The 12,286-nt window shown below is 47.5% G+C and carries 10 protein-coding genes; 3 read left to right on the plus strand and 7 right to left on the minus strand.

The annotated features are described in order from the left end of the window. Positions 1 to 294 precede the first annotated feature (294 nt). The 5 genes from G358_RS0111435 to G358_RS0111455 form a co-directional block, all read right to left on the minus strand. Entirely contained in the window at positions 295 to 1,749 is a 1,455-nt protein-coding gene (locus G358_RS0111435) for a catalase (RefSeq protein WP_019637358.1), read from the minus strand. Positions 1,750 to 1,993: 244 nt separating this feature from the next. After that, positions 1,994 to 2,767 carry an alpha/beta fold hydrolase gene (locus tag G358_RS0111440; RefSeq protein ID WP_019637359.1) on the minus strand — a complete coding sequence of 258 codons (774 nt, stop codon included), beginning with the start codon at positions 2,765 to 2,767 and terminating at the stop codon, positions 1,994 to 1,996. A 383-nt stretch (positions 2,768 to 3,150) separates the two neighbouring features. Beyond that, complete coding sequence (locus tag G358_RS0111445; protein ID WP_019637360.1) at positions 3,151 to 3,996, minus strand: carbohydrate ABC transporter permease; 846 nt, start codon at positions 3,994 to 3,996, stop codon at positions 3,151 to 3,153. 3 nt (positions 3,997 to 3,999) lie between these two features. Next, complete coding sequence (locus tag G358_RS0111450; protein ID WP_019637361.1) at positions 4,000 to 4,941, minus strand: carbohydrate ABC transporter permease; 942 nt, start codon at positions 4,939 to 4,941, stop codon at positions 4,000 to 4,002. 35 nt (positions 4,942 to 4,976) lie between these two features. Then, entirely contained in the window at positions 4,977 to 6,326 is a 1,350-nt protein-coding gene (locus G358_RS0111455) for an ABC transporter substrate-binding protein (RefSeq protein ID WP_019637362.1), read from the minus strand. 259 nt (positions 6,327 to 6,585) lie between these two features. Here G358_RS0111455 and G358_RS0111460 point away from each other — a divergent pair, with 259 nt between their 5' ends. Then, positions 6,586 to 7,365, plus strand: coding sequence for a response regulator transcription factor (locus G358_RS0111460; RefSeq protein ID WP_019637363.1), 780 nt, complete (start codon positions 6,586 to 6,588; stop codon positions 7,363 to 7,365). Next, on the plus strand, positions 7,362 to 9,113 hold the full coding sequence (locus tag G358_RS0111465) for a sensor histidine kinase (RefSeq protein ID WP_019637364.1): 1,752 nt from the start codon (positions 7,362 to 7,364) through the stop codon (positions 9,111 to 9,113). The genes G358_RS0111460 and G358_RS0111465 overlap by 4 nt, the downstream gene beginning before the upstream one ends. Positions 9,114 to 9,396: 283 nt before the next feature. On the opposite strand, the gene G358_RS0111470 is transcribed toward G358_RS0111465, so the two are convergent. After that, positions 9,397 to 10,224: a helix-turn-helix transcriptional regulator gene (locus G358_RS0111470; protein ID WP_019637365.1), complete on the minus strand. Its 828-nt coding sequence runs from the start codon at positions 10,222 to 10,224 to the stop codon at positions 9,397 to 9,399. 130 nt (positions 10,225 to 10,354) lie between these two features. Here G358_RS0111470 and G358_RS0111475 point away from each other — a divergent pair, with 130 nt between their 5' ends. Next, positions 10,355 to 11,641: a Gfo/Idh/MocA family oxidoreductase gene (locus G358_RS0111475; protein ID WP_019637366.1), complete on the plus strand. Its 1,287-nt coding sequence runs from the start codon at positions 10,355 to 10,357 to the stop codon at positions 11,639 to 11,641. Positions 11,642 to 11,962: 321 nt separating this feature from the next. Here G358_RS0111475 and G358_RS0111480 read toward each other — a convergent pair whose 3' ends face one another. Beyond that, positions 11,963 to 12,262, minus strand: coding sequence for a hypothetical protein (locus tag G358_RS0111480; protein WP_019637367.1), 300 nt, complete (start codon positions 12,260 to 12,262; stop codon positions 11,963 to 11,965). Positions 12,263 to 12,286: the final 24 nt, after the last annotated feature.

Below are 12,286 nucleotides of genomic sequence, written 5' to 3' on the forward strand. Positions count from 1 at the left end.
CACTATATGACCGTGCCTCAAATAGCTTAAGAAATTACGGGATATGAATCTATTATCCAGTATATGTATCCATTTCTCAATATTTCATTGGATTTTGGCATAAAGCCGACAAGAACCTAGAAAAAACAGAGACTGCCCCCGGACCGTTTATGGCGCGAGGCAATCTCTATTTGATAGACACAGCGTGTCCTTGGTATAACTACCGCTAATGACAGTCTGCCCGCCTAGAAAATACATCGACAGTCGTTTTTCTTACATCATTAGCTGTTGTCTATTGAAATTCATCCGAAAGCATTACTCTTTGGGCACAAATCCGCTGATATCAACACCAAGCCCCTGTGCCAGCCGCATCCCGTACTCCGCGTCCGCCCGAAAGAAGTTGCATACCGCCCGGAGCTGGATTTGCTCGGGAGTCTGGTTCAAGTCGTTCACCAGGTTCTGAATCAGATGGTCCCGTTGTTCCGGCGTATAGGCACGGTACAGTTCACCAGCCTGCGTGAAGTCATCCGTCTTGGCTATCCGCTCGCGGCCCGCTTGGCCGGATAACGGCATAACGCTGTCGCGATAAGCCGGTTGTTCCTTCGGGCTGTCATCGAAGCTGTTTGGCTCGTAATTGATCGGCGAAGGGTTTTGATTGACGTTCATTAAACCGTCCCTTTGATAGTTGCGGACCGGTGCATAGGGGCAGTTGACCGGAATTTGCAAATAGTTTGCCCCTAAACGGTAACGCTGGGTATCCGGGTAAGAGAACAACCGGCCCTGCAGAAGTTTATCTTCCGAAGGCTCGATGCCGGGCACCAGGACACTAGGAGAAAAGGCAGACTGCTCGACCTCCGCAAAGAAATTGTCCGGATTGCGGTTCAGCGTCATCGTACCGATCTTCATAAGCGGATAGCTGTCCTCTGGCCATACTTTGGTCGGATCAAGCGGATCGAAGCTCCACTTGTTTATATCCTCCACAGGCATCAATTGGACATGCAGTTCCCATTGCGGGTATTGTCCTTGCTGAATATGGTCATACAGGTCACGCGTTGCATGGTTAAAATCCCTTCCCTGAACTTCACCTGCTTCATCTGCTGTGAAGTTGGCCACACCTTGCTTCGACTTCCATGTATATTTAACATAAGTCACTTTTCCCTCAGCATTGATCCATTTGAAGGCATGAACACCGAAGCCGTCCATTTGGCGATAGTTCGCTGGAGTCCCGTTATCCGAAAACAGCCAGGTCATCATGTGCGTGGACTCCGGGGACAATGTCATGAAGTCCCAATACCGGGCCGGATCTTGAATGTTGGTGGCCGGCGACGGCTTAAGCGAATGAACCATATCCGGGAATTTAATTGCATCGCGAATAAAAAATACAGGCAGATGATTCCCCACAATATCATAGTTGCCTTCCTCTGTATAAAACTTTACCGCAAAGCCTCTTGGGTCACGCGCCGTCTCTGGAGATCCTTGTCCGTGGATGACCGTCGAGAAGCGAACGAACACCGGTGTTTCTTTGCCGGCTTGCTGCAGGAAATGAGCCCGCGTATGCTGCGCCATACTGCTCTCCGTAACGAATACTCCATGGGCTCCTGCCCCGCGGGCATGAACGACACGCTCTGGAATGCGCTCCCGGTCAAAATGGGCCAGCTTTTCGAGCAAATGGTAGTCCTCCAGTAAGGCAGGTCCGTTCTGTCCGGCCGTCCGCGAATTTTGGTTATCTCCTACCGGAGCGCCCTGGTTTGTAGTCAACCGATGATTCATCTATATCATCCCTTCATTGCTATTGTATTTAGACTTGGTCTAAGTTCTGTAATAGATCTTATCACACACTTAGGCCCTATAGCATGAAGGTTAGATGAGAAATACATGAAGAATAACATTTGCTGAAACGAAGCGTGATAAACCTTGGGGAAATCAAATTTTATACCCTGAGAAAATAAAATAACCAAAAAAAAGCGATGCCTGAATAAATCAGCATAGCTTTTGAATTCTCATATTTGTAGGATTAGCTCCAGCGGTTGAGGAATTGCAGGATGAGCTCGTTTAATGCTTTCGCTGCTTTTGTCGGAATCTGATGACTGGTGTTTTCAATAAAGGCTAACTCGTTGTTCGGTAATTGCTCGTGAAGCAGCTTAGCATGCCGATGAAACAACTTATCCTTCTGTCCGTAAATCAACAAGACGGGATGATGGATATTTCCCAATTGTGCTGTACAGTTGTAATTCAAACTGTATTGATAATACTGCCCGGCGTTCTCGGCGTTTCCTTTTTTAGCGTCGTTATACAACAGCCGCAGCAGGGATAGCCTTGTCCGTGCTTGTCCCCAGGCAACAGAGAAAGCTATTGTGCTAACCGCGCCGATTCGGGACAAGATTGATCCAAGAACTATTTTGTTTCTTAATTTCCGGTCACTCGCTTCCGACATACCGCCGATTACAATGCCGCCTAATGTCTGATTCGGATAGGTCAACATAAACTCAAGCACAATGGAGCCCCCTGCGGAATATCCGCATATAAAAGCCTTTTCGATCTTCAGCTGATCCATCAATTGCCTGATATCCTCGACAATCAAAGGATAAGTGATTCCTTTCGCGGACGGTTGGCTTTGGCCGTGGCCTCTGATATCGAAAGCAATGGCCCGGAAATGTTCCGACAATTGCTGAATCTGAAATTGAAAGTTCAAGCTTGTCAACACCGGAGGGTGAATGAAGATGATGGCGGTTCCTGTGCCCTGATCGATGTAATGCATGTTATACCCATTTATACTGGAATTCGGCATTTTACTAATCACCGCTATTGTTTTATTAGTTGGAGTTATTATTGTATCTCCCTTCTTCCGCAACTATTCATGACTTGAAAAAGGCAAACAAATTGAGCGAAAGAGGGTCACCAATTCCACCACTCCCCAATTAACCCCCATGAAGATCAAGGGGCTGTCTATAAAGTCAGTAAAAACTAACTTTATAGACAGCCCCGTTGTTTGTGCGAGCTTCTACGATGATTGTATACATTCGAAAATCAAAGGACGGAAGCCCTCGCAGCGAAAAATGCGGCACGGTATAGGTTCTTCATAAATTAGAAATAAAGCACAGAGGACTACCTTCAATACAACGGCCTGCAGTCCTTCAGTCTCGCCAGACCTTTTGGAGCTGCTGTCCCCTCTTACCCTTTCAAGCCTGTTGTCGATATGCCCTCCACAAAATATTTCTGGGCGAAAAAGAACAACAGAATGCAAGGCACAATGCTGACTACGGACATCGCCAGCACCTGGTTCCAGGACACCGCCGACGAAGCGTCGAGAGATAGACGAAGTCCCAGCGACACGGTAAACTTCTTCACACTGCTAATGTAGATGATCGAGTTAAAGAAGTCGTTCCACGTCCACATGAACTGGAATATGCCGACAGAGAAAATAGCTGGTTTACAAAGCGGCAGCAGCACCCGCGTCAGTACAGTAAACGAGTTGCATCCGTCGATAGTGGCGGCTTCGTCCAAATCCCGGGGCAGACCCCTGAGAAACTGGATCATCATATAGACGAAAAACGCACCTGTGGCAAAAGCCGCCGGAATAATGAATGGCAAATACGTATCGAGCCAGTGCATCTTGTTAAACAAAATATACCGTGGAATCATGATCGAAGCGTTCGGCAGCATAAGTGTCGCGATCATAATCGAAAACAGCATCGTTTTCATCGGAAACTCGAATCTCGCAAAGCCGTAAGCTACAATGACACTGGAAATAATCGTGAATACAACCGTCGGAATGACCAGAATCAAGGTGTTGATGAAAAAATCCTGAAAGCCGTACTGTCCCGTTCCCTGCCAGCCTAGTGCATAAGAGTCCCACACATACGTCGTAGGCAGCAGCTTGCTGGAGCCGAAAATTTCAGCATTCGTCTTGAACGATGACGTAAATAGCCAGATGAGCGGGTATACCATAATAAACCCGAGAACAATCAGAAATGTGTAATTGAGTGTAGTGCGTGTCCTGCTGTTTGATTCCCTCATGGTTTATCCTCTCCCGTCCTCATAATATACCCAGCTATTGGAGGTTTTGAAAATAACGGCAGTTACCACCATAATAATGATGAACAAGATCCAGGACAGCGCGGAGGCGTAGCCCATTTTGAAGAAACTGAAAGCTTCTTCATACAGTTTCAGCGCATATAAGAAGGTCGACTTCATCGGTCCCCCATTCGTGATGACGAACGCGCCGGTAAACTCCTGGAAAGCGTTAACCATCTGCATCACCAGATTAAACAGGACAATCGGCGTGAGCAGCGGCACTGTAATTTTAAAGAACATGCGTACCTTGGATGCCCCGTCAATGGAGCCGGCCTCGTATAGATCGTTAGGGATCTGCTGCAGCCCCGCCAAAAATAACACCATCGAGGAGCCGAATTGCCAAACCGTGAGCAGTCCCAGCGTATACAGCGCCACATCCGGGCTCCCGAGCCAATCCACCGGACCGATATGAAGATAGCCCAGCATATGATTGATAACCCCTTCCTTCATAAAGAGGAAGCGCCACAGTACGGAAATTGCCACGCTCCCCCCAAGAATAGAAGGCAGGTAGTAGACGGTTCTGAAAAGATTGATCCCTTTCAGCTTCGCGCTAAGCAATACGGCGATAAACAGGGCAAAAGCCAGCTTGACCGGAACCGCGAGCAGTACATAAATCCCCGTTACCTTTAGCGACTGGTAGAAGTCAGGATCCGCCGTAAAGATCTTCTTATAATTGTCTAGCCCTATAAATTTAGGCGTGCTTACCATGTTATAATCCGTAAACGAATAATACAGCGATGACAGAAACGGATAGAACTGAAAGACCAGCAAACCTATAATCCAAGGCGCAATGTACAACAGTCCGATGTACTGATAGTTTTTCTTGACTCTAATTTTCTGCCCCACATGCTTCTGAGCCTTGGCCGGCACTGAGTTAGATACAGACATAGCGGACTCTCCCTTCCTATCTCAAATCTCTTTGTTTATTGTCTGCCTTTGACTTCCTCCAGCTTGGAGGTCAGGCTGGAAATTAGCTCATCCGCAGCTTGCTCCGGGGTTGACTTTCCATAGCTGACTTTTTGAATGATGTCCTCCAGCACTTTTTGCACTTCAGAGTTGTTAGCTACACTGTTGTCCACTATTCCAGCATTTTTCAACCCAAGCTCCACCGCATTCGTAATTGCCGCGTCAATTTTACCTGCTGCCACAGCAGCTTCTTGAGATGATTTGACCGGCGGAACAGAACGAACGTCACCCAGAATAGCGGCAGCCTCCGGATCATTCATAAACCAATTGAGGAACTTGGCGGCTTCTTCCTGATGCTGGCTTTTGTTGCTGATAGCAAACAGCTGGGCAGGTCTGACCAGTACGCCTGTATCTTTGGCATCCTTGGCAATGACCGGAAGGCCCGTTACAATTTCAACGTCCTCAGGCAGTACATTTTTAAGCGATAACAGCGTGCTGCTCATCGATGGAGCCATTGGAATTTCCTGATTGATCCACTTCGGATTTTGGTCAATTTTGCCGAAGAAAAGGTCGCTCTCGCCGATCGGCTGATAAACGCCTGCTTCCATCGCTTTTTGCAGCCACTCAAAGCTGGACACTGCATCTTCTTTACTGAAGCCGACGGTAAAATCTTCATTAACCCATTGATTTCCTGTGCGCTGTTTCAGCATGGTGATGATATCCTGACGCAAGGCTGCATGGTCGGCAAGCAGAAGATATTTGGAGCTGTCTTCCGCATGCAGCTTCTTCCCTGCTTCATATATAGATTCCCAATCCCACTGCGTCTCCGTTGAAATTCCCAGTTGATCCGCCAGCGTCTTATTAATGATCATACAATAAGCATTAACTCCGGTAGGCACAGCGGCAAGCTTGCCATTGTACAGCCCGAAATTGCTCAGAAAGTTTTGATCGAATCCGGACGTATCAAATTCCGATTGATCTTTCAAATCGACAAAGAAATCTCCTTTGCCGGTCAACTCCTGCAGCCACGGCAGGTCAAGCTGCATAATGTCAGCGGAAGTGCCTCCGGACAGCTGGGTCTTGATCTTTTGCTCATAGCCGTCAAAGCCCTGGTATTCCGCTTCGATCGTGACGTTTGGCGCAATCTGCTTATAGGCTTCAATAGCTGCAAGAGTTGCCGCATGGCGATCCTCTCCACCCCACCAGCTGAAGCGCAAGGTTACTTTCTCATTGCCGGCGCTTTTTCCGCCGCCTCCGTTCGTGTTATTTGCACCCGAAGGCTCGCTATTCCCTGAAGAGCAGCCACCAAGAATGGAAAGAATAATGACAATAGCAATACATAACGCCCCTACTTTTTTTCTTTTCATCGTTCATTCTCCTTTTAACATCTTTGATGTAAGCGCTTTTAATTATAGGGCTAATTTCCCGCTTTTTTAAGGTAGCTAATCTTAGATTTGGGTATCATTTCACATGCTTTTTTTCAAAAAGGTATCCCATTATTGTAAAACGAATCATTATTACAGTTGTTCACCCCGCCTGTTAAATCGCTTACATTCGTAATCACCGTATCTGTTATAATTTAAGAAGAAACCAGTACACTACATCTTGCGAGCATGAGGTGAATTCATGTTTAACCTGTTAATTGTTGATGATGAAGCAGAGACAAGGGAAGCATTGTGCAGTTATTTTCCTTGGGACGAGATCGGATTTCATATTGTCGGCCAGGTTAACAATGGGCAGGAAGCCCTTCATTTTATAGCGGAAAAAGAACGTGTCGATATCGTCCTTACAGATATTAAAATGCCTGTCATGTCCGGCATCGAGCTGGCGGAGCATTTATACAACAGCAGCCGGCACATTAAAGTTGTGTTTATTAGCGGTTACCGGGATTTCGAATATGCCCAAAAAGCACTGCACTACCGGGTGAAAAACTACGTGCTCAAGCCAGCCAAGTATCATATGCTTATGGAAGTGTTCCTCAAGCTAAAGGAAGAAATGGAAGCTGAGGGAGCATTGCCGGCACAAAAGGCAGAGGCAGCCGGTCCAGCGGGACCAGCCGATCTGGCTGGTCCCCGAAATGACGAAAGCCTTATTATTTGTAAAATTAAGTCCTATGTAAAAGAAAACTATAAGGACGCTTCTCTCGATGAAGTCGCCAGGCAGGTCCATATGAACGCCAACTACCTTAGCTTTTTTTTCAAACAAAAGACGGGGCAAAATTTCTCAGATTATTTGATCAGCACCAAGATGGAGGTCGCGGTGAATCTGCTGCAAAACGTAAGCTACAAGACGTATGAAATTAGTGAAATGGTCGGCTACAGCAACGCTAAAAACTTTACGCGCACCTTCAAAAGCTATTACGGGAAAACGCCCAGTGAATATAGAAATGGCCAAGTGACCCGATGAGAGAAAAGTATTTCATCAAGCATCTGGCTAGGTTTCTCATTCCGCTGCTGATTCCGATTATCATACTTGGCTCCCTCTCGACGATTTCAACACAGCATGATATTAAAGCCGACATTAATCAGAACAGCAGCTTTTTGCTGCAGCAATCGCAAACTCAGCTGGAAATGATTTTGAATGAGCTGGATACGCTGTATCTTGCACTTTACGACAACAAAGACATTTTTAACGAGCTGTCATCTGTACTAAAAAATCCATATTATACGTATGAGAGTTCCACTTCTAACCGGATCATTTCCAGCTTTTTGAATGCTTTTACGAGTTCCAAGCCTTATATACAGTCGTTCTATCTCTATGTCGATAACCCGCACCATCGCTTTCTATCGTCTGTCGACGGTCTGGTGACGCTGGATCATTACTACGATACGGAATGGTATGGGCTGTTTATGGATTATACAGGCATGCCTACGAAATGGACAACACGGCGAAATATCCGCTTCTATGATTTTGAGACCAATCCTACGGCGATGGTTACGTTCTACAATGTGCTGGTGCCGCAAAAAATCGCGATCATCCTCAATATCCGCCCGAAATATATAGAAAATATTCTCGATGATATTACAACCTACGAGGGGCAGCAGCTATTCGTACTGGATGAGAACAACCATGTCATTTTCTCTAACCATAAGCATGAGGCATTCTTTCAGGATGAAGACATTCAGCGGATTGCGAATCAACCTGCAGAATTTTTTGATATGCGCACCCCGCAGGGAATGATCAATGTTACCAAAGTAGAGTCGGAACGCTACAAATGGAAATATGTTTCGGCTATTCCGCATTCTGAGCTGTATAAGACACCGACGCGTATTTTTAACTACACCCTATTCTTTACAGGAATATCTGTAGTATGCGGTTTTATCCTCACCTATTATTTAGTGAGCCGCAACTATAAGCAGCTGAAGATGATTCGTACGCTGATCAAGTCTGCAGATGACCGCCTTACACCCTTGGAGCCCCCGGGAAAAGTCAGGGACGAGTACTCTTATATTATTCATAATATGATCACTCATTTTATCGAGCATCGTTATATTCACACACAACTGTTGGAGAAAAAATACCGGCTGCAGGTTATGGAGCTGCTGGCTCTGCAATCGCAAATCAATCCGCATTTCCTGTACAACACGTTGCACTCCGTCTATTGGGAGTCTGTGGCTCTGACCGGAAAGCCAAATAAGGCGAGTGAAATGATTGAGGATTTATCCGATATGCTGTCTTACTCCTTCAGCAATCCTACCAAAACGGTGACCTGGGCAGAGGAGATCGCCAACTCTGTCAGTTATATCAATATTCAGAAAAAACGATACAAGGACAAGTTTGACGTCCTCTTTGAATACGAGGAGGAAACCACCAAACTGTCCACGATGAAGCTAATCTTGCAGCCGCTTCTGGAGAACAGCATTTATCACGGCATTAAAGAGAAGGAGGATTTCGGACTTATTAAGGTGAAGCTCGTCCGCAAAGAAAACCGGCTGTCGATCATTGTCCTCGATAACGGGGCGGGCATAGAGCCCGTAAAATTAAGCGAGATCAACAGACAGCTGCGATCGGATGAGGAGCCTGCGCTCCATGTAGGCATGTTCAACACGAACAAGAGGCTGATGCTCATGTACAACGACCAGTACAGCCTGCGCATTCGCAGCAAGCCTGACTTCGGCACGATGGTGGAAATCATTATTCCGGTCACGGAGTGAAGGCGAGGGGGGGGGCGGTCACGGAGTGAGGGCGCAGGTTTGGTTACGAACCGAGAGTGCGGGTACGGTCACCGAGCAAGGCCGCAGGTTTGGTTACGGACCGAGAGTGCGGGTACGATCACCGAGCAAGGCCGCAGGGCTAGTCACGAGGTGAGGGCCGGGGACTTACTTGCTATCGATCAACGCCTGTATTTTTTCCTGCAATGAAGCTAGCAGTACATCCGCCTATCCCCCATCCGTGGTCATATTGCTTTCTATAGTCGCTAATAGCTCTAGCTCCTGATTAGCCTGATCTGTATTGCTTGCGATATTGCAAAGGGGATCGTTTCGTAATTTGCTTGAACACTCTTCCGAAGTGAGCAATGCTGTCAAAGCCTGTCTCCTCGGCAATCCGGGTAACTTTGAAGTCCGTCTCCCGCAGTAGTGCCTGTGCTTCACGGATGCGTACATAGTTCAGGTACTCGATTACCGTAAACCCTGTTGTTTGCTTGAAAATACGGCATAAATACGTCTCGCTGATGTAGAAGTGCTCGGCGATGCCTTCCAAGGTCAGCCTCTCGGCGTAATGGGCATTCAAATGTTCGAGAATGCGGTAAACCCTGCGCTGCTTTTCGCTGGATTCGGGCAGGACAGGCTCGGGAGCCGCCTCCCGGATGCGGCGGATCAGAATGAGCAGTTGCAGCAGCAGTGTTTGCAAGTAGGGCGTATAGTTAATGGCGGCTTCCTTTCGTTCACGCAGCATATCTTGGAGGATGTCGAGGATCCGTCCTTGTTCATGCACGTCCGGTCGCAGCAGGAAGCTCTCTCCCTGAAACAGCGGCAATTCGCCGACCCCCAGCTCCAGCAGCGGCTCTAGGAAGGAATCCTCAAAGTTAATCAAGATCCGCTCATGGTTAGAGCGGCCTTTGCTCGTTGTCCGGTGCAGCTGATTTTTGTTAATGAACAGCAGGTCGCCGACCTGAAGGGCGTAAATCCGGTCATTCACATAGTAGTATCTTTCCCCGGCGAGCAAATAATAGATTTCGTAACTTTCATGAAAATGGTCAGAGTCCATATTGAATGTCCCGGTTCGCTTGATCTGTTCGACATCAAAAAAAGGTACGATATTCATAGCACATCCCTCGCTGCAATTTTAAGATAATATATGCATACTTTTTGACGAAATGACTAAGAAAAGCTTAGATTTTTACATTTCATATACTATAAGATAGATTTAAACTAATGTAAATGGAGTGATCCCCTTGTCCAAGAAGAAATATGTCATCGTAGGTGTCGGAGGCCGGGCTGAATTTTTCTATAGTGAGCTGATTACGACGTATAAAGAAACTTCGGAGCTGGTGGCCATTTGCGACGTCAACCAGACGAGAATGAACTACACGAACAAGCTGTTGAGGGACAAATACAACTACCATGAAGTGCCGACATATAAGTCGGAAGACTTTGACCGGATGATCGGGGAAACGAAACCGGACTACGTGTTGGTGTGCACGATCGACCGCACGCATCATAAATATATCGTTCGCGCAATGGAACTGGGCTGTGACGTCATTTCCGAAAAACCGATGACCGTGGACGAGGAGAAGTGCCAGGAAATATATGACGCCATCGAGCGGACGGGCCGTGACCTGCGCGTAACGTTCAACTACCGCTACGCTCCCCATAATACGAAAATCCGTGAAGTTATTATGGATGGAACGCTGGGCGAAATTTTGTCCGTCAATTTCGAGTGGCTGCTGAACACCCAGCATGGTGCCGACTATTTCCGCAGATGGCATCGCGACAAACGCAACAGCGGCGGACTGCTCGTGCATAAATCTACGCACCACTTTGACCTGATGAACTTCTGGCTGGATTCCAAGCCGGATACCGTATTCGCGATGGGCGATCTGCGCTTCTACGGCAAGGAGAATGCCGAGAAACGCGGAGTCACCGAATTCTATCAGCGTGCCTATGGCAGCAAGGCAGCCGAGAACGACCCGTTTGCCCTGCACCTCGATCGTAACGAGCATTTGAAGAACTTGTACCTGGATGCCGAGCATGAGGACGGGTACCAACGCGACCAAAGCGTGTTTGGAGACAACATCAGCATTGAAGATACGATGAGCGTCATGGTGAAATACAAAAATAAAACCGTCATGAACTACTCGTTGAACGCCTACTTGCCGTGGGAAGGCTTTATCATTGTATTCAACGGCACGAAAGGGCGCATGGAGGTGCGGGTGACTGAACAATCCTACGTCAATTCCGGCGGCAAGAAAGAAAATGAAGGCGCGCTGGAGGGCATGGACATTACGGTCTATCCTCACTTTGCGGAGCCTTACAAAGTTGAGGTCGAGCAAGCTGCCGGCGGCCATGGCGGCGGGGATCCGGTCATGCTGCGCGACATTTTCGACAAGAAGCAGGAGGACCGCTTCAATCGCGCTGCTTCCCATGTTGACGGCGCCCTGTCCATCATGACAGGCATTGCTGCCAACCGCTCGATCCGCACCGGACAGCCGGTGAAAATCGACGATTTGTTCAAGATTTAAAAGATAGGCCTGTTCAAGATTTAAAAGACGATTTGTGCAAGATTAAAAAAATGAAGCAGAGCCTCCCAGTGCACTCCTCAGTGCGCGGGGCTCTGCTTTTGTGGTTTTATTGGTGTTAATGCCGATCGGGGAAGACGCCCACTTTCTCACTATACCCCCTTCCCTCTCATCACTATCCCCCCTCCTCTCTCATCACTATAAATGTAATTTTGCATTCAGTTGGGGCAAGTCAAGCTTCCCTCTATGCCAATAACTGCGCATTCGCATTCAATGCTCGCATGCTATGGCATTTCGCATTGATGTTCGTATGCTGCGACGTTCTCATGATGCGCGCATGCTGCGGCCATTCGCGTTGATGCTCGTATACTGCACATTCCCATTAATGCTCGCTTGCTGAGGCCATTCGCATTGATTCATATACTGCGACGTTCTCATTGATGCGCGCATGCTGCGGCCATTCGCGTTGATGCTCGTATACTGCACATTCCCATTAATGCTCGCTTGCTGAGGCCATTCGCATTGATGCTCGTATACTGCACATTCCCATTGATGCGCGCATGCTGCGGCCATTCGCGTTGATTCATATACTGCGACGTTCTCATTGATGCGCGCATGCTCCATATTCTCATTAATGCTACAAAATAA

The organism is Paenibacillus fonticola DSM 21315 (assembly GCF_000381905.1).
Lineage (GTDB): Bacteria > Bacillota > Bacilli > Paenibacillales > Paenibacillaceae > Fontibacillus > Fontibacillus fonticola.